We start from the raw sequence: 22,980 nt of genomic DNA, 5'->3' as shown, positions 1-22,980 counted from the left end.
TTCCGTCGCTCTCGGCGAACTTCTGCGGCCACGGCGGAGTGTCGTGGCCGCGGAAGGTTACTGTGGCCGCGCAAACCATTCGGCCCATCACCGGCGCTGACGCGGCGGAAGATGCAGCCCCCTCGCGATCGCGGCCTGCAGTGTGCGCTCGACATCCTCCCAACCGTGCACGATCTGCGAATAGGAGAACCGCAACACGGTGTACCCGCGCAGGCGCAGCTCGGCATCGTGGGCTACATCGGATCCCCGCTGCGCCGACGAGGAGTGGTGCGCGTATCCGTCGATCTGCACGACCAGGTGCGAGCCGATGACGATGTCGACCCGGTGGCCCGCTAGCTGGACCTGCTGACGCAGGGGCACACCCCATCCGCTGAGCCTTACCACCACTATCGTCTCCAAGCCGGAATCCGACAGGCCGACGACCTCCTCGGCGAGTATGCGTGATCGAGGCTCACGCCATTCCACGAGTCGAAGAGCTTCGATGTCGAGTCGCTCCATGCGGATGGCCGACTCCCAGATCACCCGTGCGTCCTCGCGGGAGCAGCAGCTGGCGATGTGCGCCAGCGCGTCTTCGACGGATGCCGTGAGGCGCCGCGGACCGCAGTCGACGAGCGGCGCGCCCCAATGCAGGGTCGCGTCAGCTCGGTGACGGTGCGCATTGGGGCCCACCTGAAGGTGCAGGTCTGCCGGTGCTTTATCCGGCACCCACCACCCACTGTGTCGCGCGAGCGATACACATGTCAGCCGCCCGGATGCCGCGGCAGCTGCCACCAGATCGTCGGGAGCCGATGACAGGGCCACCCACTGGGCGCGCATGCGGCGCACGGACCCAGAGCGGATGGCCGCGCGAACGTGTCCCGGTGCGAAACCATGGTCGGCGGCGTCCGATCGGTGGGCGATGCCGCCTCGTGCAGTGAGCCACTCCGTCAGATCCATCGCCCCAGGATGCCGCCCCTGCAACCCCCACGCGGACCCGCTATCCGCATCCTGAGGAGAGCTGCTCCGCAGACTCGGGATGTGGAGGGCCGGTCGCACCTTCGACTTCTGCGGCCTGGGTGAGCTTCTTCGGCCACAGGCTCAGCTACCGGCCGCAGAAAGTGCCCATCACCGCAGATGTCGGAGAGGGGGAAGGAGGGAGGGGAGAGGGGGGGGAGGAGGGGAGAGAGGGGGGAGGGGGAGAGGGGGGAGAGGGGAGAGGGGGGAGAGGGGAGAGGGGGGAAGGAGGGAGAGGGGGGAGTGGGGAGGGAGGGGAGAGGGACACGAGTCGTCGGTCTGGGTAGCATCGGAGTATGGACCCGCTGCTGCTCGCCGTCGAGTTGTGGTGGATCGCGCCCGTCGCCGCGGGTGGGGCCGTCGCCGGCGCGATCGGACTCCGTCGCCGCAGCACGAAGAGCGGGCGCCGACTCGAGTACGACGCCGCCCGCCACGATCTCAAGGCCGCGCAGCAGGCGGTGGTCGAACGACGGATGGCCGTGAAGCTGGCCAGAGCCGACGTCGCTCGCCTCTCTGCCGAACGCAGTGCGCGACGCGCGACACCCGAACAGGTCGCCGGAGCCAAGCGGATGCTCCGCGCCAAGGAGAACGACGCGAAGGCCGCGAACGCCGACGTCCGTGCCAAGCAGGTGCGGCTCAGTGCCGCTCGAGCGGCGATCCCCGCGGCATCCGCACCGCGTCCACTCGAGCGGCTGCAGGCGCAGCATGACGCGATCGTCGTGCGCTGGATGCGGTACGAGACCGACGCGGGGCTCCAGATCGCCTACCCGGCCATGACCGACGTCAAGCAGCCGGCCACGGCCGAGTACCTCCGCGCTGCCGGGAACGCGGTCGAGGCTCGGAGAGCGGCAACCGGTCGGGTCAGCCCCACGGACTACGCCGCGTATCGCGATGCGGTGGCCGACCTCGAGCGCGCCTTCGAAGCCGCGGAGCATTCGGCGAGGGTCCAGGCGGGTGAGGCGCCGCAGCCGTCATCGGCCTGGCAGGATGCCGCGCAGGACATGATCAGCCGCTCCGCCGACGCCATCGATCGTGCGGCCGGTGCCGCGGCATCCGCGCTCGCCGCCTGGAACGCCCGCAAGCGCCCCGACAAGCACTGACCGCCGTCTCCTTCGGGGAGACGGCGGTCGTTCGTGCCGGTCCGGGGTCAGGCCCCGATCGTGCGTGAGGCGATGAGCTCTCGGTACCAGTGGCCGGAGTCCTTCACGGTGCGCTCGAGCGTGTCGAAGTCGACGCGAACGATCCCGAACCGCTTGGCGTAGCCGTATCCCCATTCGAAGTTGTCGAGCAGCGACCACACGAAGTAGCCGCGCAGGTCCACACCGCGTTCGAGTGCACGGTGCGCGGCGGTGAAGTGCCGCCGCAGGTAGTCGGTGCGCTCGGGATCGTGGACCGAACCGTCGTCGGCGACCGCATCCTCGAACGCGGCACCGTTCTCAGTGACCATCAGCGGTTGCCCGGGGAACTGCTCCGACAGCGAGACCAGCAGCTCCTCGAGCCCCTCGGGTGCGATGTTCCAGCCCATCGCCGTATACGGCCCCGGCTGCTCGACGAACTCCACGAGCCGATCGCTTCCCGGCCACGCCGTGCCTCCTGCCGCGCCCTTGTGGCCGTCATGCTGCTGCTTCTCCGAGACCCCGTCCCACAGCCTCACTGTCGCGGTGGAGTAGTAGTTCACGCCCAGCACGTCGATCGGCTGATCGATCGCGGCGAGGTCTCCGTCACGCACGAATGACCAGTCGGTGACGTGCGCTGTGTCTTCGAGAAGGTCTGCCGGGTACTCGCCGCGCAGCATCGGGTGCGTGAACGCCCGATTCGCCAGGGCGTCGATGCGCCTCACAGCCTCATCCGCCCCATCGCCCTGACCGCGGAGCACGTGGAAGTTGAGCGTCACCGAATAGTCGGGGTCGCCGGTCGACGTGGCACGCAGCGCCTGCAGCGCGCGCCCGTGAGCGAGGTTGAGGTGATGGACCGCGGCGAGAGCGGATGCCGGTTCGTGGCGCCCCGGCGCGTGACCTCCCTGACCGTAGCCCAGGTAGGCCGAGCACCATGGCTCGTTGAGCGTCGTCCAGGTCTGCACGCGGTCGCCGAGCGCCGCCCCCATGATCGAGGCGTACTGCTCGAAGGCGTCGGTCGTGGCCCGCGATGTCCACCCTCCGGCATCCTCGAGGTACTGCGGGAGATCCCAGTGGTACAGGGTGGCCACCGGGCGGATCCCGCGTTCGAGCAACCCGTCGACGAGCCGTGAGTAGAAGTCGATCCCCGCCTGGTTCACCGCCCCATCGGCCGCCGGCACGATCCGCGGCCAGGCGATCGAGAACCGATAGGCCTCGAGCCCCAGGTCCGCCATGAGGTCGAGGTCCTGATCGACGCGGTGGTAGTGGTCGCACGCGACGTCACCCGTGTCGCCGTTCCACACCTTTCCGGGTGTTCGGCTGAAGGTGTCCCAGATCGACGGCGTCCGGCCGTCCTCGCCTGCTGCTCCTTCGATCTGATACGACGCTGTCGCCGAGCCCAAGAGGAACCCCTCCGGGAGCAGAAGACCGGAGCCGCGGTAGTCGTCGGCGTGGGGGAGCGTCATCGGGTCACCTCCGAGAGATCGGCAGAATACGTCTTCGACTCTCCGTCCGGCGCGGTCACGGTCACGGTCGCCGTGCCTTCGCCGCCGGGGAAGACGCGCAGCGTCAGACCCTCGTGATAGTCGTAATCGGGCTTGTCGGTGCGGGCGCCCCACGGGAGGACGGTGCCCGGGCGCACGTACAGCGGCAGCGATTCGAAGCCGTGAGTCTCACGGCGCCATCCGCCGCCCGTCACGGTCTCGCCCGTGAGGAGCGACGTCCATTCCCCCTCCGGCAGGTAGAACTCGACACGGCCGTCTTCGGAGAACACCGGCGCGGCGAGCAGGCTCGACCCGAGCATGTACTGCCGATCGAGATAGCCGACAGCCGGATCATCCGGGAACTCCAGCTGCATCGGTCGCATCAGCGGGACACCGGTGCGCGAGGCGTCGATGCCCTGCTGATAGAGGTACGGCATCAACTGCATCTTGAGGTGGGTGAATGTCCGAGTGACGTCGACGGCCTCCTCGTCGAAGGCCCACGGCACCCGGTACGAGCTCGACCCGTGGAACCGTGAGTGCGAGCCGAGCAGCCCGAAGGCCGTCCAGCGCTTGAACACACCGGCATCCGGTGTTCCCTCGAATCCGCCGATGTCGTGACTCCAGAACGCGAAGCCGCTCAACGCGAGCGAGAGGCCGCCTCGCAGCGTCTCCGCCATCGAGGTGTACGTCGAGGTCGAGTCGCCGCCCCAGTGCACCGGCATGCTCTGTCCGCCCGCCGTCGCCGACCGGGCGAAGAGCACCGCGTCGTCCGCTCCGCGTGCATCGGTCAGCACGTCGTGCACCGCGCGGTTGTACAGGTCGGTGTACAGGTTGTGCATCCGCTCGGGGTCCGAGCCGTCCGCCCACACGACCTCTGTGGGGATGCGCTCGCCGAAGTCGGTCTTGAAGCAGTCGACGCCCTGGTCGAGCAGGCGACGCAGGTGGGCCTGGTACCAGGCCGTCGCCGCCGGGTTCGTGAAGTCGACGAGTCCCATGCCGGCCTGCCAGAGATCCCACTGCCAGATGGTGCCGTCGGGCCGCTCGACCAGGAATCCCTGATCGGCCGCCTCACGGAACAGCGGTGAGCGCTGCGCGATGTACGGGTTGATCCACACGCAGACCCGCAGGTCCTTGTCGTGCAGTCGAGACAGCATGCCCTCCGGGTCGGGGAACACGCGAGGGTCCCACTCGAAGTCGCACCACTGGAACTCGCGCATCCAGAAGCAGTCGAAGTGGAACACCGACACCGGCAGCTCGCGGGCGGCCATCTCGTCGATGAACGAGTTCACGGTCTGCTCGTCGTAGTCGGTCGTGAAGCTCGTCGAGAGCCACAGGCCGTACGACCAGGCAGGAACGACCGGCGGGCGTCCCGTGAGCGCCGTGTAGCGTCCGAGCACGTCCTTGGGCGTGGGGCCGGCGATGACGAAGTACTCGAGAACCTCGCCGGCGACCGAGAACTGCACGCGCTCGACGGATTCCGAGCCGATCTCGTACGACACATGACCGGGGTCGTTGACCAGCACGCCGTAGCCGCGGTTCGACAGATGGAACGGGATGCTCTTGTACGCCTGCTCGCTGGAGGTTCCGCCGTCGGCGTTCCAGATGTCGACCGACTGGCCGTTCTTCACCAGCGGACCGAAGCGCTCGCCGAGCCCGTACACGAGTTCGCCGACCCCGAGATCGAGCTGCTCGTGCATGAACGTCGACGCGGTCAGCGTGCTTCCGCCCTGTCGTGCGTTGTCGACGATCCCCGCGTCCACCTGTGCACCCGGCGCGAGACGCATGTACCCCTGGGCCTTGTGACCGCTTCCGGTGACGCGTCGCCCGTCGACCTCGAAGGCGAGATCCCAGGGTGCCCCGGGATTGATCCGTGCGACGAGAGATCCGGCGTCGAGGACGCCGCCGGACTCCGCGATCGACACGGTCGGTGCCCCGGAACCGGAACCGGGAAGGTCGAAGCCTCCGTGCCAGCGGCCGCCCTCATGATGGGCGACCCGCACGCGGATGACGCCTTCGGCCGGGGAGGAGAGCGTCGTCGTCAGCGCCGGCCGGTTCAGGGTGTCACCGCGTTTCGCGATGACCATGGTGGGTGCCGTGATGACGATGCCGGGTCCGTCGGGGGTGTCGCTGGTCTCGGCGATGTCGTAGGCCTCCTGCGCGTAGAGCGCGGTGACGCCTGGTCGCAGTTGCCAGAACCCGTCGGTGAACTTCATTACTTGACTGCTCCTGCCGTGATGCCGCGTGTGAGGGTGCGCTGGAAGATGAGGAAGAAGATGAGCGTGGGGATGATGCCCAGCAGCGCAGAGGCGCTGGTCGTCGTGACATCCATCAGCCGGTCGCCCTGCAGCACGCTGATCGCGACGGGGACTGTCTGGTTCGCGTTCGAGGCGAGGAACGTCAGCGGGATCAGGAACTCGTTCCACGTCCAGATGAAGAAGAAGATGAGCAGCACCGACAGCGTCGGGCGGCTGATGGGGAAGACCACTCGCCAGAGGATCTGCCAGCGGCTCGCGCCGTCGAGCGAGGCGGCCTCGAGGATCTCCTTCGGGAAAGTGCCGTAGACCGACGACAGCAGGTAGGTGCCGAAGGCCGCCTGGATCACGGTGAAGACGATGATGACCGACCACACGTTGTCGTACAGGCCGACGGATTTGAACATGTAGTACAGCGGGTAGAGCAGCGCCTCCTGCGGGAGCAGGTTCGCGAGCAGGAACAGCAGCACGATCCAGCTGCGCCCGCGGACGCGGCCGATCCCGATGGCGAAGGCGTTCAGCATCGAGATGACGACGGCAAGAACCGAGACGACACCCGCGATGAAGAGCGAGTTCCAGACCTTCTCGGGGAAGTTCACGCGCTCCCAGAACTTGATGATCCCGCCGAAGTCCAGGCTCTCGGGGAAGGCGAGGGGGCCAGACGTCGCGTAGTCGACGGGGGATTTGAACGAGTTGACGAGCACGAGGTAGAAGGGCGCGATGACAAGGAGCGCGCCGATCACGACGAGCGCGAGCATCAGCCAGTCGATCGGACGCTTCTTGGTCATCCCCCCGCGGGGGCGGGTCTTGGACGGCTTTCCGGTGACGATGGCGGTGGTGGCGTGCATCACAGACCCGCCCTTTCCTTGCGCTCGAGGGAGTTCTGGACGCGGATGAAGATGATCGACACGATCACCACGACGATGGTCAGCACCGTTGCGATGGTGGCGCCGTAGCCGACGTTCCGCTTGGTGAAGAACTCCTGGTACGCGTAATAGGCCGGAACGAGCGTCGCGCCGGCAGGGCCACCGCGCGTGATGATGTACACGGGGCCGAAGACCTTCAGTGCGGCGATCGTGCAGGTGAGGGTCACGACGAAGATCTCTGGACGGATGATGCTCATCGTGATCGAGGAGAAGCGCTGGAACCAGTTGGCGCCGTCGAGTTCCGCGGCCTCGTAGAGTTCGGGGTCCACCCGCTGCAGCGCCGCCATGAAGACGACGACGGGATAGCCGAGCTGCACCCACACCATGACGACCATCAGGACGATGAGCGCCGAGGGCATCTGGCCGAGCCAGTCGTAGGCGGGGAGGCCGAACCACGCGAGGATCTGGTTGAGCGCTCCGTCTCCGCCCGGTCGGACGATCCAGCCGATGACGATGCCGGCGACCGCGATGGGGAGGATCTGCGGAAGGTAGTACGTGGCACGCAGGAAGCTGCCGACCTTGCCGCCGAACTTGCGACCGACGACGTCGAAGAGGAGAGCGGCGACGATCAGGCCGACGATGGTCGGGACGACGACCATCGCGATGATCATCCACACCGAGTTCGTGAACGACGTCCAGAAGTCGCTGTCGGTGAGGATCTTCTGCCAGTTCTCGAGCCCGATGAATTCCGGCGTGCGCACGCCCTTCCACTTGGTGAAGGTCAGGTACACGTTCCAGATCAGCGGGACGATGACGACGACGAGCAGGAGCACGAAGCCGGGAAGCAGATACATCCAGTAGGCACCGGTCCCACCGCTGCGCTGTGGGATCGACGGCTCTTCGGGCGGCAGCTTGGTGCGGCCCTCGCGGCGAGTGGCGAGTGACATTTTCATCTCCAGGAGGATGCGGGGGCGGAGCCGTGAGGCCGCCGCCCCCGCGAGTGGATCAACGGAATTCCGAGGTGCCCTCGTCGTACTGCTCGCCGAGGTTCTTGTTGGTGGTCTCGGCGTCCTGCGATCCGGTGATCAGGCCCTGCAGTTCCTGCACGATCACGTCGTAGAAGCCGGGGGCGGGCCAGTCCGGGTAGAACGAGAGCCCGTCGGCGTCGAGCACGCCGTTGAACGTCTCGATCAGGGCTGCGCTCTTCTCGTCGGTGATGTCGGCGGTGTCAGCGGCGACGGGAAGACCGCCGTTATTGCCGATGATCGCCTGGATCTCGGGGCGCATCGTGATGTCGATGAACTCGTAGGCGAGCTCCTTGTTGGCGGCGTTCTCGGGGACGACCCAGAGGTTGCCGGACGACCCGAGCGACAGGTCCGCACCGGGGAAGGCCGTCATGGTCCAGTCGAAGCCGGTGGCTTCCGAGACGAAGCGACCGAACCACCAGGAGCCCGACACGAAGATCGGCGAGGTGCCGTTGATGAACGAGACGCCGGCGTCTTCCGCCTTGACGGAGGACACATCCGAGGCGATGTATCCCTTGTCCATGTACTCCTGAAGAGTCTCGGTCGCCGAGGTGACCTCGGGGCCCTGCCAGTCGACCTCTCCGTCGTAGAGCTGGTACGAATCCACGAAGCTGCGGTCGCCCTCGAGCAGTGCGAGCTGATACCAGAGCTGGCCGAGGGGGTACTCGGCTCCGGCCTCGGCGAGCGGCGTGATGCCCTGCGCTACGAATGCGTCGAGCACGTCGACGAACTCCTCATACGTGGTGGGGATCTCGAGTCCCGCCGCCGCGAAGGCGTCCTGGTTGTAGTAGACCCCGACGAACTCACCGTAGTTCGGAACGCCGAACCAGGTGTCGCCGCCCATGACGCCGTCTTCCGAGTATTTCGCGGTGGTCTGCAGTGACGGCGCGAGCTTCTCGTCCCACCCGTACTCGTCGACGGCGTCGGAGATGTCGGCGATCAGCCCGGTGGAGGCCAGGAAGCCGGCTGTCGCGTTGCCCTTGTTGAACTCCATGAGGTCGGGCGCGGCATCGGTGTCGAGCACCTGGCTGGCGGTCTTCTGGATCTGCTCGAACGACTTCTCCTCGAACTCGACCGTCGCGCCGGTCTCCTCCTCGAAGATGGCGATCGCTTCGGCCCATGCCTTGCCCATAGCGCTGTCGGCGCCCTCGTAGTGCCAGAGCTTGAGGGTCTGCCCGTCGCCGCCCTCGTCGGATGATCCGGCGGTGCAGCCGCTCAGCGCGATGCCGGTCACGGTGAGGGCGGCGAGAGCCGCCAACGTCTTCGTCCTGCGGATATTGCGTGCCATCGTCGGCACTCCTTTCTCGGTGGCCCTGAGGCCGGACACATCGGTGGGTCGGGTTTTCAGTTGTGAGGAAGCCATCGTCGAAGCGTTTCGATGACGGCGAAGCGGAAGACTGTTCCGTCCGCGGTCACTCGCGTGGGCGGGCCACGGAACCGGCGGAGTGATATTCGGGAGGGATGAGGTGGACCTGCGCGGGCATGCCCGGCGCTTCGAGGTGCTGCACGGCGAGATCGACGGCGAGCTCACAGGACTGCTGCGGCACGAGCGGGATGGTGTCGATCGGCGCAGGAAGACCCGAGGTGTCGAAGGACGCCGCCGCCGAGATCACCGAGACGTCGTCGCCGACGCTCAGTCCGCGGGCGGAGAGGGTCTCGAGAAGCGCCTCGTGCACGTCGCCGACGGCGTGGACGATGAAGGCGCGGTCGCCTCGATCGAGCGCCTGTCCGACAGCGGCGCGCACGGCCGACGCATCCGTGGTCGTCACTCCGGTCGTCGCCCATTCGAGGGTGAGCCCCCGATCCCTCGTGCGGCTCTGCACTCCGCGCAGCAGGCGACGGGGGAAGTTCGACTTGCGGTACGAGACCTCGGTCTGCCCGAGCAGTGTGACGGCGGTGTGACCGGCATCTGCGAGTCGATCCACGGCGAGGTGGCCTGCGGCCTCGAAGTCGAGGTCGACGCACGTCAGACCGTCTGCCTCGTCAGGGATTCCGATGAAGACCGTGGGAGAGCGCAGCGAACGGGCGATGTCGGCCCGTTCATCGTCCGGCGCGACGTCGAGCACGAGGATGGCGTCGACGAGGTTGCTCGCGGCCACGCGATTCATGCCCTCCGACGCCTGCTCGTCCGTGAGCAGGAGGATGTCGTACCCGCGGCGACGAGCGGCGACCGCGGTCGCGAGCACGAAGGCCATGTGCGTCGGAGCGTGTGTGTCGGCGCGCAGCGGCTCGGTCAGGCCGAAGATGTGAGTGCGGCGCCCGGCGAGCATCCGTGCTCCGGCATCCGGCTCGTAGCCCAGTGTCTGCACGGCGTCTTCGATGCGGCGTCGGGTCTTCTCCGACACCGGGCGCTTGCCGCTCAGCGCATAGGAGACCGTGCTGATCGATACGCCGGCGGCCGCGGCCACCTGGTGGATCGTCGTCATCAGGACTCCATCGTCGTGTGTGAATCGTCGAAGCGTTTCGCTAAGGCCTCTGGAGCGATGATAGACACCCTCGTCCACCGAAAGCAAGCCTTTTGTGGTCACTCGCAACAAATCGGCTCGTACGCTCGCGGGAGCGTTCCCACGCAGAGACCGGACAGGGCGACGGGGTTTCGATGGGGGAGGGGATTCGAGACCCCGCCGCCGGTCTACGACGTGATGCGGATCTGGGCGATGACTTCCGAGTACTCGGTCTCGCCGACCGGGGTGAACCCGACGCGGAGGAAGAACGCTTCAGGGCCGTCTTCTCCGGCCTCATAGATGACGTTGACGTGATCGAAGTCGCGGGCACGCGCCTCTTCGAGGAGGCTCTCGACAGCGAAGCGCCCGACACCCTTGCCCTGGCCCTCGGCATCGACGTTGATGCGCCACAGGACCGAGCGGAAGTGCTCCTCGGGAGCTTCTGCATCGAAGTTGGCGCTGACGAAACCGACGACGTGATCGCCGTCGAGGACGACTCGCTGCCAGGAGGTCTGCGGATTGATGACGGTCGCTGCGATGCCGTAGGACACCGGAGCGAGGAACTGCTCCTGTCCGGGCTTGAGCGACAGGTTGTTCACGGCGACGATCGTCGCAGCGGAGAGTTCGACCATGCGCAGTTCGGACATAGTCACAGGCTAACCCCTTCGGTGGTCAGCTGTGCGGAAACGTCGACTTTCGTCAGGGGTGGGCGAGTGCGCGATGCCGGAAGTCGATGCGCGGCCCGACCGGTCGGCGGACATGCGTCGGGAGCGCCTCAGGTATCTTGGTATCGAGACAAATATGCCCTCGCGAACGGAGAACCTCCTGGTGACCGACGACGCCATCATCTACACCTACACGGACGAGGCTCCGGCTCTCGCTACCGCCTCCTTCCTGCCGATCATCAAGGCCTACACGGGTCAGGCGGGCATCGAGGTCGAGACCCGCGACATCTCGCTCGGCGGCCGCATCCTCGCGGCGTTCCCGCAGAAGCTCACGCCCGAGCAGCAGGTCGGCGATTCGCTCGCCGAGCTCGGTGGCCTGGCCACACTGCCCGAGGCGAACATCATCAAGCTCCCGAACATCTCGGCCTCGATCCCGCAGCTCAAGGGCGCGATCGCCGAGCTGCAGTCGCAGGGATACGACATCCCCGACTTCCCGGACGAGCCGTCCTCGCTCGAGGAGAAGGACGTCCGCGCGCGCTACGACCGCATCAAGGGATCAGCGGTCAACCCGGTGCTCCGTGAGGGCAACAGCGACCGCCGTGCGCCTCTGGCTGTGAAGAACTACGCCAAGAAGCACCCCCATCGCAACAAGCCCTTCGCCGACGGCTCGAAGACGCGCGTCGCCACACTCGGCCACGACGACTTCAAGCACAACGAGCGCTCGTGGGTCGCCGCCCACGACGACGTGCTGAGCTTCCGCCACACCGCCGCAGACGGCACCGTGACGGTCCTCAAAGAGGGGCTGAAGGTCCTTCCGCGCGAGATCATCGACGCCACGTTCCTGTCGGCCGAGCACCTCGACGCGTTCCTCGCCGAGACGCTGGAGACGGCGAAGAACGACGACGTCCTGTACTCGGTGCACCTCAAGGCCACGATGATGAAGGTCAGCGACCCGATCATCTTCGGCCACGTCGTCCGCGCCTTCTTCAAGGACGTGTTCGCGCAGTACGGCGACAAGCTCGCCGCTGCGGGCCTGAACGCGAACGACGGCCTCGGCTCGATCCTCGCGGGTCTCGGCGACATCGCCGGCGGCGACGAGATCGCGGCCGCGTTCGACAAGGCCATCGCCGAGGGACCGCGTCTGTCGTACGTGAACTCCGACAAGGGCACCACGAACCTGCACGTCCCGAGCGACGTGATCGTCGACGCCTCGATGCCCGCGCTCGTGCGCAACGGCGGCAAGCTGTGGGGCAAGGACGGCGGCGAGGCGGACACGCTCGCGGTCATCCCCGACTCCTCGTACGCGAGCGTCTACCAGGCGGTCATCGACGACGTGATCGCGAACGGCCCCCTAGACCCAGCCACCATCGGCACGGTTCCGAACGTGGGGCTGATGGCGCAGGCGGCCGAGGAGTACGGCAGCCACGACAAGACGTTCGAGATCGCCGCGGCGGGCACCGTGCAGGTGCTCGACAGTGAGGGCACCGTGCTGATCGAGCACGAGGTCGGCGCCGGCGACATCTGGCGTGCGACCCAGACGAAGCACATCCCGGTCATGGACTGGGTCAGGCTGGCCGTCTCCCGTGCACGCGCGACCGGCGACCCTGCCGTGTTCTGGCTTGACGCCAACCGTTCGCACGACGCGCAGATCATCGCCAAGGTGCACCAGGGACTCGCCACGCTCGACATCAAGGGTCTGACGATCACGATCCTCGCCCCCGAGGAGGCGACGCGGTACACGCTCGCGCGCATGCGTCACGGCCTCGACACCATCTCGGTGACGGGCAACGTGCTGCGTGACTACCTCACCGACCTGTTCCCGATCCTCGAGGTCGGCACGAGCGCCAAGATGCTCTCGATCGTGCCGCTGCTCGCGGGCGGCGGTCTGTTCGAGACCGGTGCCGGCGGCTCCGCGCCCAAGCACGTGCAGCAGCTCGTCGAGGAGAACTACCTGCGCTGGGACTCCTTGGGTGAGTTCTTCGCTCTCGCCGCGTCGCTCGAGCACTTTGCCGACCGCACCGGCAACGAGAAGGCGCGTGTCCTCGCGGAGACTCTGGATGCGGCCACGGGAACCTTCCTCGAAGAGGACCGTTCACCGGGCCGCGCACTCGGCACGATCGACAACCGCGGCAGCCACTTCTACCTCGGCCTGTACTGGGCGCAGGAGCTGGCGAAGCAGACGAAGGATGCCGACCTCGCAGCGGCGTTCGCTCCGATCGCCGCGACGCTCGCCGAGAACGAGGAGACGATCGTCTCCGAGCTCAACGCCGTGCAGGGCAAGGCCGTCGAGATCGGCGGCTACTACCGTCCAGACGACGCGCTCGTGACCGCAGTCATGCGCCCGTCTTCGACGCTGAACGGCATCGTTGACGCCCTGAGCTGACGACGGCAGAAAGGGGGCCGGATGCGCATGCATCCGGCCCCCTTTTTCGTGCTCTCGAAGAAGAATCGTGCCCCTGTCAGAAGACGCGCTGGACGGGCCGCGGGGACGCGCGCTCGACGAACATCGACCGCGCATCGACGGTGAGAAGACCCGATGCTCCCGCTCAGCGGAGTTCGGAGGTCAGTTGTGGACCGAGACCTCGAGGCCGACCGGCGACCACTCATAGACGAACTTCGCGACGTCGATCGGCATGTTCACACAGCCGTGGCTGCGCGGGGATCCGAAGGCGTTGTGCCAGTACGTGCCGTGGAAGCCCTCGTCGCCGTTGAAGTACGTGACCCACGGGACGTTCGGCGTCTCGGTGATCGAGCCGTCCGGTTCGCGGCTCTTCATCGTCTGCATCCGCACGTGCGCGTACACCTTGAAGTTCCCGGTGTCCGTGGGTGTCGCGCTCTTGCCCGATGAGATCTTCCACGATCGCACGACGGCGCCGTTCTCGATGAGGGTCGCCGTCTGAGAACCCAGATCGACGTCGATCTTGCGAACCAGGTTGACGGACTCGAACGGGGTCTCGGAGACCGTGATCGGAATGACGCCGTCTCCGGCCTCGAGCTTCGACGCGACCTCGGAGGCGAGGTTCGACGTGTCGCCGATCGCGCGACCGTTGATGCCCTCGGACTCGGTACGGAGGATCTTTCCCGCAGAGTCGACGATGTTGGTCGCGTTGACGGGAGCACGGTCGACTGCGGCGGGGAGCCCGGCGATCGTGGCCTGGATCGCCGTCTCGTCGGCGACGATGCGAAGCTCGCCGTCGTCGTCGACGACCGAGAACCAGGTCGAGGCTGTCGCGGCATCGACCGGAACGGTGCGCTCTTCGCCGATGTAGAAGCCGATCGTGCCGAGCATCGTGTTCAGCGACGTAGCGACGGTCGTGGCGTCCTCATCGGTGACCGCCGGTGCGGCCTCGGCGGGGTCGCCAGGGAACTCGAGGCTGCTGCCGCCGTCGGCGATGGTATCGACCATGGCCGCAGCGAGTGCGTCGACGTCGACGGCGGTGCCGGTGGCGGACGGTGTGATCACGTAGGCGCCTGTCGCCGCGTCGAACACGACGCCGGCGTCCAGCGGATCTTCGAAGCTCGACGGAACGGCCTCACGGAGTGCGGAGTCCGCCTTGGCCGGATCGAGGGCGATCTCGGCGGGGACGGGGTCGCCCATCCACATGCTCACGTTCCAGAGCGGGCGTTCGGCGAACGCCTGGTCGGCGAGAGCGGTCGCGTCGATCGTGGCGCCGAGGTCTGCCCCTGTGAGCACGGCGTCGTCGCCTGCTCCGGTGAGCGTGATCTCGGTCTGGGAGACGTGTGCCTGGATGGTGTCCGCCGCGGCGCCGGGCGTGAGCCAGCCGACGGGGATCCCCGCGACCGTTGTTCCCGGTGCGATGAGGATCATCGACGCAGCGCCTGCGCCGAGCGCGAGGACGCCGACTCCGAGACCGATCCACAGGCCGAGGCGCTTCTTCTTGGGAGCGGGTTCGATGGGTGCCCAGGCGAGCTCCTGGTCACCGCCGTTCGGCGGCATGGAATCGGTGGGCGCATCGTCGCCCGAGTGCGTGGGCGCGGCAACGGCGGACCGGTCGCCGGAGGCGGTCGCCTCGGTCAGCTTCTCGGTCTTCGCATCCTGCGCTGAGATCAGATCGGTCACGAACTTCACCCCCCGGTTTCTCACGTGTCCTTAGCGATATGCTACGCGATCGCAGGTAACGGGGAGGCAACGGTCCTCAGGTCGGGGTGATTCCCCGCGCCGATCAGTCCGAGACGACGGCGAGTCCGTCGATCTCGACCAGCATCTCCTCGCGGGGCAGACCGGTGAAGACCGTGGTCCGTGAGGGCAGCGGCACGCCGCTGGTGGTGTGGGCCGTGACGAATTCGCCGTACGCATCGTTCATGATCGAGAAGTCCTCGCGCTTGGTGAGGTACACGCGCAGCATCACGACGTCGTCGAACGTGGCGCCCGACGCCTCGACGATCGCCTTGACGTTCTCGAGCGTGCGGGTGGTCTGCGCGGCGACATCGCCGGGGAAGAGGTACTCGTTGGTCTGAGGGTCGACGGGCCCCTGGCCGGAGACCTGCACGATCGGACCCTTGCGGATGCCCTGGGAGAACGTGTGGGCGGGAGCGGGGGCGGCGTCGGTCGAAACGCGGATCTTCGCAGTCATGTGACCAGCCTAGTAGCCTTGTTAGATGCCTCTACAAATCCCGGATCCTGTTCTCGGCCCCTGGACCAAAGGTTTTCCCGCGCACGCCTCGGGCCTGCGTCTCTCGGAGGTGCCGGGCGCGGATCTGCACCTGTCGGACCTCGTGACCCCCGTGCTCACCGTGCATGAGGCGGCGCTCGCCCACAACGAGTCGACCGTGTTCGGCTGGGCGGCGGCGCAGGGGGTGCTGCTGGCCCCGCACGGCAAGACCACCATGGCGCCGGCGCTCTGGCAGCGCCTGCTCGATGCGGGGGCGTGGGGCATCTCGGTCGCCACGCCGTGGCAGGCCGAGGTCGCCGTCGACGCCGGGGTCAGAACCGTCCTGATCGCGAACGCCGTCACCGATGCTGCGGCGGCGCGCCACCTCGGCGACCTCCTCGCCGCAGACGACGGCCTCCGCATCCTCTGCTGGGCGGACTCCGTGGTGACCGTCGACATCCTCGCCGCCGAGCTCGCCGACGCGCCGCGTCCCCTCGACGTCCTCGTCGAGCTCGGCGGGGCCGGAGGTCGCACGGGAGCGCGCACTCTGGAAGAGGGGGAGCGCATCGCCCGGGCGATCACCGCATCGCCCGGCCTCCGACTCGCCGGAGTCACGGGCTATGAAGGGCCGTTCGGTCCCGATCGCAGCGAGGCGTCCGTCGCATCCGTCGACGCGTATCTGTCCACGCTCGTGCAGCTGCACGAGCGACTCACCTACCCGCGCGGCATCCGCCCCGTGCTCAGCGCCGGCGGAAGCTCGTTCCCTGATCGCGCGGCCGCGATCCTGGCTCCGCACCGCGACGACGCCGACATCGTGCTGCGCTCGGGGGCGTTCCAGATCCACGACGACGGCTTCTACTCGCGGATGTCGCCGTTCGGCGCGCTGACGTCGACGGCCCCGCTCCGTTCCGCCATGCACGCGTGGTCGAGGGTCGTGTCTCAGCCTGAGGACGGACTCGCCCTGCTCGACGCCGGGCGCCGCGATGTGCCGTTCGATCTCGACCTGCCGGTGCCGCAGAGCGTCGGGGGTGAGATCACGGCCCTCAACGACCAGCACGCCTTCCTGAGCCTCGCGCCCGGGGCATCAATCTCGCAGGGCGACGTGGTGCGCCTCGGGCTCTCGCACCCGTGCACCGCCTTCGACAAGTGGCGGGTCGTCGCAGTCATCGACGACCCGGATGCCGCGGATCCGCGTGTCATCGGAGCGGTGGCGACATGCTTCTGAGCGGAGAGAAGCCCGTCAGGGTCTATCGGAGCGCCACTGTGGTCGATGGAACGGGAGCCGCCCGATTCGTCGCCGACGTCGCCGTCGAGGGCGCGCGCGTCGTCGCGGTCCTCCGTGAGGGAGACGAGCGAGAGCTCGATCTCCCGGCCGATGCGGTCGAGATCCCGGCCACGGGATTGGTGCTCGCCCCCGGTTTCATCGACATGCACGCGCACAGTGAGCTGGCGGTCCTCCGGGGTGCGAGCCACGAGGCGAAGATCCGTCAGGGCGTGACGACCGAGGTGCTCGGGCAGGACGGCCTGGGCTATGCGCCCCTCGACGACGCCACCGCGGCGATCATCCCCGCGCAGATCGCCGGCTGGAACGGCCTTCCCGATGACGTGCCGTGGCGGTCGATGGACGATCTGCTCGCCGCGATCGACGCCGTCTCCGTCGCCAATGCCGCGGTGCTCGTGCCCCAGGGCAATCTCCGGATGATGGTGGTCGGACACGAGAACCGTGCGGCAACCGCGGGCGAGATCGCCGAGATGTCCGAGATCCTGGGAGCGGCGATGGATGCCGGTGCCTTCGGGATGTCGAGCGGACTGACCTACACCCCGGGGATGTACGCCGACACCGCCGAACTCGAAGCGCTCTGCCGGATCGTCGCGGAGCGGGGCGGATACTGGGCGCCCCACACCCGCAGCTACGGCGGGGCGGCGCTCGACGCCTACCGCGAGGCGCTCGACATCGGCCGACGGACCGGATGCCCCATCCACCTCACGCACGCCACGATGAACTTCGCGCCGAACCGCGGCCGCGCGGCAGAGCTGCTGGCTCTCGTCGACGCTGCCGTCGACGACGGGGTGGACGTCACCCTCGACACCTATCCGTATCTCCCCGGTGCTACGACCCTCGCGGCGCTGCTCCCGAGCCGGCTCGCGGAGAGCGGCGATCTGCTGGGCACGATCGCCGCGCTCGACGACGCAGGGCGAGAGGGCGTGCGCGTCGACCTGGAAGAGATCGGATGCGACGGATTCCACGGCGAACGCGCCGACTGGGATGCCATCCAGATCTCCGGGACCGCCGATCCGCGGCTCTCGGACCTGGTGGGACGCACCGTGTCCGAGATCGCCTCGTCGTCGGGCAGGCGCGCCGTGGACGTGGTGCTCGACACGATCCTCGCGGATGCCGGGGCGACGGGCATCCTGATGCACATCGGCGACGAGGACAACGTCCGCGCCATCATGCGCCACCCCCGCCACAGCGGCGGGAGCGACGGGATCCTGATCGGCGCGCGGCCTCATCCCCGAGGTCGGGGCACCTTCCCCCGCTACCTCGGGCATTACGTGAGAGAACTCGGAGTACTGACCCTCGAAGAGGCGGTCCTGCACCTGTCGGGCACACCGGCTTCGCGTCTGGGCCTCGACCGAGGTGATGCACCGCGGGGGATCATCCGCGAAGGGGCGACCGCCGATCTGGTGCTGTTCGACCCGGAGACCATCGCAGCCGGGGCGACGTTCGAGTCGCCGCACGGCGCTCCGCTCGGGATAGCCGAAGTGCTCGTCGCAGGAGTGCCGGTGGTCACCGACGGTTCGGTCACAGGATCGACGCCCGGTCGTGCTCTGCGCATGAGCCCGCCCGCGCACCGCGCCACCGTTCCGCTCGCGCAGTTCGAGATCGACGCGACCGCACCACCGTTCCACTGGACGGCGCGCACCCCGGTCGTCGCGCCGACTTCGCTCGCCTCGACCGCCGCACGCCTGAGCACTCCTCAGGAGAACAAAGGGTCGGGTCCCGCGATCACGCTCCGGATCGACGAGTCCCTGGCGGGGGAGTCGTTCGCGAGCGGACGCATCGGCGACGAGGCCTTCAGGGTGCAGGTCTCGGCGTCTGGGGTCGAGGTCAGCGGTGCGAGCGCGGTCGGCGTCTTCCGGGGCGTCACGGTGCTGCGGCAGCTGCGCGAACCCGGCGCGGAGCAGTCCCGCATCCCTGCAGGCACGTGGCAGGGCGCGCCCGCCTACGGATGGCGCGGCGTGATGCTCGACGTCGCCAGGCACTTCCGTCCGGTCGATGATGTGCGCCGGCTCGTGGACCTGCTCGCCGACCACCACCTCACCGTGCTGCACCTGCATCTCACCGATGATCAGGGCTGGCGCTTCGAGGTGCCCGGATTCCCGAGGCTGACCGAGGTCGGCGCTCGCCGAGAGTCGACGCAACGGGGGCATGGCCCGCTCGCCACCGTCGAACCCGGCGTACACGAGGGGCACTACACGGATGCCGAGCTGCGCGATCTCGTCGCCTACGCCGCCGAGCGCTTCGTCACGATCGTGCCGGAGGTCGAGCTGCCCGGGCACATCCAGGCGGGCTTGGCCGCCTACCCCGAGCTCGGCAACACCGACGTGGGCGAACCGGTCACGGCGCCGTGGGAGCGGTTCGGTGTGAATCCGCGGACCCTCGCACCGTCGGACGAGGCGCTCGCGTTCGGACGAGCCGCGATCGACGCGCTGTGCGACCTGTTCGACTCGCCGTGGATCGGGATCGGCGGCGACGAGGTGCCCGTGACCGAGTGGGCTCAGAGCGCGGCTGCGGGGGAGCGGATGCGCGAACTGGGACTTGCGACACCGCACGACGTCCAACCGTGGTTCACGGCGCACTTCGTCGCACACGTGCGAGCTCGTGGCCGCACGGCGCTGGCATGGGACGAAGTGCTGGAGGGAGAGGTGCCCGACGGCGTCGAGATCCTCGCGTGGCGCGGTCCGGTCGCGATGCGTGCGGCGCTGAGTCGCGGCATCCCGGTCATCGCGTGTCCCGATCTCGAGGTGTACCTCGACTACCCCCAGTCCGATTCGGCCGAGGAGCCGATCCGCGTCGGGCCGCCTCTTCCGATCGAGCGTGCGTACACGCTCCGCATCGAGGAAGGCGCGTCCGGGGGCCAGGCCAACGTCTGGACCGAGCATCTGCCGACCAGGAATCGAGTCGACTTCGCGATGTTCCCCAGGCTCGCGGCGATCGCGGAGCGGCTCTGGGACGGCGGCGATCCTCCCGCTTTCGAGGGCTTCGCCCGTCGGCTTCCCGCCCACCTCCGGCGGCTCGCCGAAGCGGGGGTGCGGTATCGTCCTCTCGACGGGCCGACGCCCTTGCAACGGCGTCCCGGAGTGCCGGGGAAGCCACTCACGCGGGAGGCACGGGAAGAGATCGTGGCGGGTCTCGTGGCTCGTCTGATCGACCCGTCCACAAGCGCCGACGAGCCACTCTCGGCATAATGTAACGTTTCCGTAACCCTCCCTGTGCTACACGAGGCAGGGGTTGCGCAATTTTTGTTCGTAAGGTCTACTAACAAACATGTCCGTATCGGATGATCCTCGTCCATCGACGTCGTCAGACTACGTCGCTGCGAGCGCACACGCCTTCGGCCCCGGGCGCCACCTGCGCTCGCGCTCAAAGGTGCTCCCGGAGCACGCGCGCGGCCACAATCGCGCGCTCGTCCTGCAGACGCTCTACCACTCCGGCGCCATGAGCCGGGCGGACCTCTCGCGGGAGACGGGGTTGACGAGAGTCACCATCTCCGACCTCGTCGCCGAGTTCATCGCCGACGGCATCGTGATCGAGATGGGCGTACGTGAGACCGTCGGTCCGGGCAAGCCCCCGATCCTGATCGACATCGATCGTGTGGGGCACCAGATCATCGGTCTCGATCTGTCGGGTCCGAACGCCTTCGTGGGCGCGCTGCTCAGCCTCGACGGCGATGTGCTCGAACGCCGAGAGGTCCCTCGTCCGGAGACCGCAGACGGAGATGCCGCCTACGCCGCCACGCTCGAGCTCGCGCGCGCCCTGGCCGCGACCGCGACCCAGCCGATCCTCGGCGTCGGCATCGGCTCGCCGGGTGTCGTCCGCCCCGACGGCGTCGTGCTCAGCTCCCCGAACCTCGGGTGGAGCAACCTCCCGCTCGAGGCCAAGCTCGGGATCGACCTCGACCTTCCGGTGCTCGTCCGCAACGACGCCAACGCCGCCGTTCTCGCCGAGTACACGTTCGGCGAGGCCAAGGCGGACTTCATGCTCATCAAGATCGGTCGAGGAGTGGGTGCCGGTGTCATCACGGGCAGCCAGCCGCTTCTCGGCAGCCGGTTCGCCGCGGGTGAGATCGGTCACGTGGTGGTCGGCACCGACGGCGGTCCGCGCTGCGCCTGCGGCAAGGACGGCTGCCTCGAAGCCTGGCTCAGTGAGACACGACTCCGCCCGGCCATCGACGCGTCTCCCGGATCACGCGACGAGATCCTCCGCGACGCCGGCACCCGCATGGGCATCGCGATCGCACCGATCGTCGCGGCTCTCGACCTGTCGGAGGTCGTGCTCTCGGGGCCCGGCGATCTGCTCGACGGCGTGCTGATCGATGCCGCCGTCGAGACCCTCCACGCCCGCACGCTCGAGGGTGTCTTCGAAGACGCTCTCATCCGCCGCACGCAGCAGGACGACATCGTTCTGCGAGGTGCGGCCGTGATGGTGCTGTCCAGTCAGCTGGGCGTCTCGTGATGCGCGTGGGCGACTCGAAGACGAGCAGGAGCGACATCCGATGACGGATGCGATCGCCGTCGACCTTTCCGGTCGGCGGATTCGAGTGGGCCTGGATGTCGGCGGAACCAAGATCGACGCGGTGGCGGTGTCTCCCGAAGGGGACATCCTCGCGCGCCTCCGCCGTGCGACGGGATGGGGCGAGGACGCGGTCGTCGTCAGCATCGTCGACGCCGTCGACGCGCTGGCCGCCGAAGGCGGCTTCGCACGCTCCGCCGTCGAATCGGTGGGTGTCGGCATCCCCGGACTCGTCGACGCCGACACGGGGCGCGTGCTGCACGCCGTGAACCTCGGCGTCGAATCGCTCGACCTCGCCGGTCTCGCCGGCCGCCGGCTCGGCATCCCGGTCAAGGTCGAGAACGACGTGAAGGCAGCCGCACTCGGCGCAGCCAGGCTCCGCGGCATCGACGGCTCCATGGCCTACCTCAATCTCGGCACGGGAGTCGCTGCAGGGATCGTCGTCGACGGCACCATCTGGCGCGGCGCGCGAGGGACGGCCGGCGAGGTGGGCCATCTCTCGGTCGATCCGCACGGACGCCTGTGCGGCTGCGGTCAGCGCGGGTGCATCGAGACGTTCTGCGGCGGAGGTGCGCTGGCACGCGCCTGGGATCGTCCTGGCGCTCTACCCGTGCGCGACATCCTGGACGCCGCGGACGCCGGAGATGAGCGCGCCCTGGAGCTCCGCGCCGATCTCTTCCACGGCGCCGCGGCCGCGGTGCGCGCTCTCGTGCTCTCGGCCGACGTCGAACGCGTGATCATCGGCGGCGGTCTCACCTCCCTCGGCGATCGCCTCCACGCCGGCGTGCGCGATGCCCTCCAGGCCGGAGCCGAGGCCTCGGCGTTCATGCGCTCACTGCACCTCGACGAACGGATAGAGCTGCTCCCGGCGGGTTCGCCCGCTGCGGCCCTCGGTGCCGCTCTCGTCGGATCATCCACCCCCACCAAGGAGACTGTTTCCCATGGCTGAAGTCGTCATCGTCGAGAACGCCGAAGCGGCAGGCGCGCTGGTCGCCGCTGAGATCGTCGAGCTGATCGACGGTCGCCCGGATGCCGTGCTCGGACTCGCGACGGGTTCGACCCCGCTTCCCGTGTACCAGGCGCTGCGTGCGAGGCTCGCGGGTCGCGACGTGTCGCAGGTCCGCGGATTCGCCCTCGACGAGTACGTCGGCCTCGACCCGGCGCACGCCGAGAGCTACCGTTCGGTGATCACGCGCGAGGTCGTCGAGCCGCTCGGACTCGACCCACGGCGCATCCACGTGCCGAACGGCGCCCAGGCCACCATCCAGCACGCCGGCGAAGACTACGAGACCGCCATCGACGCGGCCGGGGGCGTGGACCTGCAGATCCTCGGCATCGGCACGGACGGCCACATCGGCTTCAACGAGCCCGGCTCGTCCTTCGCCTCGCGCACGCGTGTGAAGACCCTCACCGAGCAGACCCGTGAGGACAACGCACGCTTCTTCGATTCGATCGACGACGTGCCGATGCACTGCATCACGCAGGGGCTGGGCACGATCCTGCGCGCTCGTCATCTGGTGCTGCTCGCCTTCGGCGAGGGCAAGGCACAGGCCGTCGCGGATGCCGTCGAGGGGCCGCTCTCGGCCATCCTCCCAGGCTCCGCGATCCAGCTGCACCCGCACGCGACGGTCGTGGTCGACGAGGCCGCGGCATCGCGTCTGAAGCTCGCCGACTACTATCGCTACACCTACGCGAACAAGCCCGCCTGGCAGGGCATCTGAGGGCTCGG

The 22,980-nt window shown here is 68.1% G+C and carries 17 protein-coding genes; 7 read left to right on the top strand and 10 right to left on the bottom strand.

All coding sequences use genetic code 11. The features are described 5' to 3' along the window. Positions 1 to 87: 87 nt before the first annotated feature. Positions 88 to 936: an endonuclease domain-containing protein gene (locus tag ACQ4LY_RS00390; protein WP_431074026.1), complete on the bottom strand. Its 849-nt coding sequence runs from the start codon at positions 934 to 936 to the stop codon at positions 88 to 90. Between the two features lie 353 nt (positions 937 to 1,289). Between ACQ4LY_RS00390 and ACQ4LY_RS00385 the strand changes: the two genes are divergently transcribed. Next, on the top strand, positions 1,290 to 2,093 hold the full coding sequence (locus ACQ4LY_RS00385) for a hypothetical protein (RefSeq protein ID WP_431074024.1): 804 nt from the start codon (positions 1,290 to 1,292) through the stop codon (positions 2,091 to 2,093). 47 nt (positions 2,094 to 2,140) lie between these two features. On the opposite strand, the gene ACQ4LY_RS00380 is transcribed toward ACQ4LY_RS00385, so the two are convergent. The 7 genes from ACQ4LY_RS00380 to ACQ4LY_RS00350 form a co-directional block, all read right to left on the bottom strand. Continuing rightward, positions 2,141 to 3,574 carry a GH1 family beta-glucosidase gene (locus ACQ4LY_RS00380; RefSeq protein WP_431074022.1) on the bottom strand — a complete coding sequence of 478 codons (1,434 nt, stop codon included), beginning with the start codon at positions 3,572 to 3,574 and terminating at the stop codon, positions 2,141 to 2,143. Then, positions 3,571 to 5,805 (bottom strand): alpha-xylosidase, encoded by a 2,235-nt coding sequence (gene yicI / locus ACQ4LY_RS00375; RefSeq protein ID WP_431074020.1) that lies wholly within the window; start codon positions 5,803 to 5,805, stop codon positions 3,571 to 3,573. Before yicI ends, ACQ4LY_RS00380 begins: the two co-directional genes overlap by 4 nt. Beyond that, complete coding sequence (locus tag ACQ4LY_RS00370) at positions 5,805 to 6,692, bottom strand: carbohydrate ABC transporter permease (RefSeq protein WP_431074018.1); 888 nt, start codon at positions 6,690 to 6,692, stop codon at positions 5,805 to 5,807. Before ACQ4LY_RS00370 ends, yicI begins: the two co-directional genes overlap by 1 nt. Then, a complete protein-coding gene (locus ACQ4LY_RS00365) occupies positions 6,692 to 7,657 on the bottom strand; it encodes a carbohydrate ABC transporter permease (protein ID WP_431074016.1) in 966 nt (321 codons plus the stop codon). Before ACQ4LY_RS00365 ends, ACQ4LY_RS00370 begins: the two co-directional genes overlap by 1 nt. Positions 7,658 to 7,715: 58 nt before the next feature. Next, the gene (locus tag ACQ4LY_RS00360) at positions 7,716 to 9,023 is read right to left on the bottom strand and encodes an ABC transporter substrate-binding protein (RefSeq protein ID WP_431074014.1); all 1,308 of its coding nucleotides are present in this window, start codon (positions 9,021 to 9,023) and stop codon (positions 7,716 to 7,718) included. Positions 9,024 to 9,147: 124 nt separating this feature from the next. Beyond that, positions 9,148 to 10,161 carry a LacI family DNA-binding transcriptional regulator gene (locus ACQ4LY_RS00355; protein WP_431074012.1) on the bottom strand — a complete coding sequence of 338 codons (1,014 nt, stop codon included), beginning with the start codon at positions 10,159 to 10,161 and terminating at the stop codon, positions 9,148 to 9,150. Positions 10,162 to 10,367: 206 nt separating this feature from the next. After that, entirely contained in the window at positions 10,368 to 10,826 is a 459-nt protein-coding gene (locus ACQ4LY_RS00350; RefSeq protein ID WP_056309050.1) for a GNAT family N-acetyltransferase, read from the bottom strand. Between the two features lie 181 nt (positions 10,827 to 11,007). Here ACQ4LY_RS00350 and ACQ4LY_RS00345 point away from each other — a divergent pair, with 181 nt between their 5' ends. Then, positions 11,008 to 13,227, top strand: a complete 2,220-nt coding sequence (locus ACQ4LY_RS00345) for an NADP-dependent isocitrate dehydrogenase (protein ID WP_431075728.1) — start codon at positions 11,008 to 11,010, stop codon at positions 13,225 to 13,227. A 180-nt stretch (positions 13,228 to 13,407) separates the two neighbouring features. On the opposite strand, the gene ACQ4LY_RS00340 is transcribed toward ACQ4LY_RS00345, so the two are convergent. After that, a complete protein-coding gene (locus ACQ4LY_RS00340; protein WP_431074009.1) occupies positions 13,408 to 14,934 on the bottom strand; it encodes a L,D-transpeptidase family protein in 1,527 nt (508 codons plus the stop codon). 94 nt (positions 14,935 to 15,028) lie between these two features. After that, on the bottom strand, positions 15,029 to 15,439 hold the full coding sequence (locus ACQ4LY_RS00335; protein ID WP_431074007.1) for a RidA family protein: 411 nt from the start codon (positions 15,437 to 15,439) through the stop codon (positions 15,029 to 15,031). Positions 15,440 to 15,464: 25 nt separating this feature from the next. Between ACQ4LY_RS00335 and ACQ4LY_RS00330 the strand changes: the two genes are divergently transcribed. The 5 genes from ACQ4LY_RS00330 to nagB all read left to right on the top strand — a co-directional run bounded on the left by ACQ4LY_RS00330 (position 15,465) and on the right by nagB (position 22,972). Beyond that, entirely contained in the window at positions 15,465 to 16,682 is a 1,218-nt protein-coding gene (locus ACQ4LY_RS00330; RefSeq protein ID WP_431074005.1) for an alanine racemase, read from the top strand. Further along, positions 16,673 to 19,927 (top strand): family 20 glycosylhydrolase, encoded by a 3,255-nt coding sequence (locus tag ACQ4LY_RS00325; RefSeq protein WP_431074003.1) that lies wholly within the window; start codon positions 16,673 to 16,675, stop codon positions 19,925 to 19,927. Before ACQ4LY_RS00330 ends, ACQ4LY_RS00325 begins: the two co-directional genes overlap by 10 nt. 79 nt (positions 19,928 to 20,006) lie before the next feature. Then, positions 20,007 to 21,194: an ROK family transcriptional regulator gene (locus ACQ4LY_RS00320; protein ID WP_056309042.1), complete on the top strand. Its 1,188-nt coding sequence runs from the start codon at positions 20,007 to 20,009 to the stop codon at positions 21,192 to 21,194. Between the two features lie 40 nt (positions 21,195 to 21,234). Next, positions 21,235 to 22,200: an ROK family protein gene (locus ACQ4LY_RS00315; RefSeq protein ID WP_431074000.1), complete on the top strand. Its 966-nt coding sequence runs from the start codon at positions 21,235 to 21,237 to the stop codon at positions 22,198 to 22,200. Further along, entirely contained in the window at positions 22,193 to 22,972 is a 780-nt protein-coding gene (gene nagB / locus ACQ4LY_RS00310) for a glucosamine-6-phosphate deaminase (protein ID WP_431073998.1), read from the top strand. Before ACQ4LY_RS00315 ends, nagB begins: the two co-directional genes overlap by 8 nt. The last annotated feature ends 8 nt before the right edge of the window (positions 22,973 to 22,980 follow it).

It is taken from the genome of Microbacterium phyllosphaerae, from assembly GCF_050628115.1.
GTDB classification, from domain to species: domain Bacteria; phylum Actinomycetota; class Actinomycetes; order Actinomycetales; family Microbacteriaceae; genus Microbacterium; species Microbacterium phyllosphaerae_A.
Note: the sequence above shows the minus strand (reverse complement) of the source record. Positions and strands in the feature narration are given on the sequence as shown.

Coding starts and splice junctions, on each gene's coding strand:
- ACQ4LY_RS00390 (WP_431074026.1), bottom strand. CDS start 936: ATGGATCTGACGGAGTGGCTCACTGCACGAGGCGGCATCGCCCACCGA.
- ACQ4LY_RS00385 (WP_431074024.1), top strand. CDS start 1,290: ATGGACCCGCTGCTGCTCGCCGTCGAGTTGTGGTGGATCGCGCCCGTC.
- ACQ4LY_RS00380 (WP_431074022.1), bottom strand. CDS start 3,574: ATGACGCTCCCCCACGCCGACGACTACCGCGGCTCCGGTCTTCTGCTC.
- yicI (WP_431074020.1), bottom strand. CDS start 5,805: ATGAAGTTCACCGACGGGTTCTGGCAACTGCGACCAGGCGTCACCGCG.
- ACQ4LY_RS00370 (WP_431074018.1), bottom strand. CDS start 6,692: ATGCACGCCACCACCGCCATCGTCACCGGAAAGCCGTCCAAGACCCGC.
- ACQ4LY_RS00365 (WP_431074016.1), bottom strand. CDS start 7,657: ATGTCACTCGCCACTCGCCGCGAGGGCCGCACCAAGCTGCCGCCCGAA.
- ACQ4LY_RS00360 (WP_431074014.1), bottom strand. CDS start 9,023: ATGGCACGCAATATCCGCAGGACGAAGACGTTGGCGGCTCTCGCCGCC.
- ACQ4LY_RS00355 (WP_431074012.1), bottom strand. CDS start 10,161: ATGACGACGATCCACCAGGTGGCCGCGGCCGCCGGCGTATCGATCAGC.
- ACQ4LY_RS00350 (WP_056309050.1), bottom strand. CDS start 10,826: ATGTCCGAACTGCGCATGGTCGAACTCTCCGCTGCGACGATCGTCGCC.
- ACQ4LY_RS00335 (WP_431074007.1), bottom strand. CDS start 15,439: ATGACTGCGAAGATCCGCGTTTCGACCGACGCCGCCCCCGCTCCCGCC.
- ACQ4LY_RS00330 (WP_431074005.1), top strand. CDS start 15,465: ATGCCTCTACAAATCCCGGATCCTGTTCTCGGCCCCTGGACCAAAGGT.
- ACQ4LY_RS00325 (WP_431074003.1), top strand. CDS start 16,673: ATGCTTCTGAGCGGAGAGAAGCCCGTCAGGGTCTATCGGAGCGCCACT.
- ACQ4LY_RS00320 (WP_056309042.1), top strand. CDS start 20,007: ATGTCCGTATCGGATGATCCTCGTCCATCGACGTCGTCAGACTACGTC.
- ACQ4LY_RS00315 (WP_431074000.1), top strand. CDS start 21,235: ATGACGGATGCGATCGCCGTCGACCTTTCCGGTCGGCGGATTCGAGTG.
- nagB (WP_431073998.1), top strand. CDS start 22,193: ATGGCTGAAGTCGTCATCGTCGAGAACGCCGAAGCGGCAGGCGCGCTG.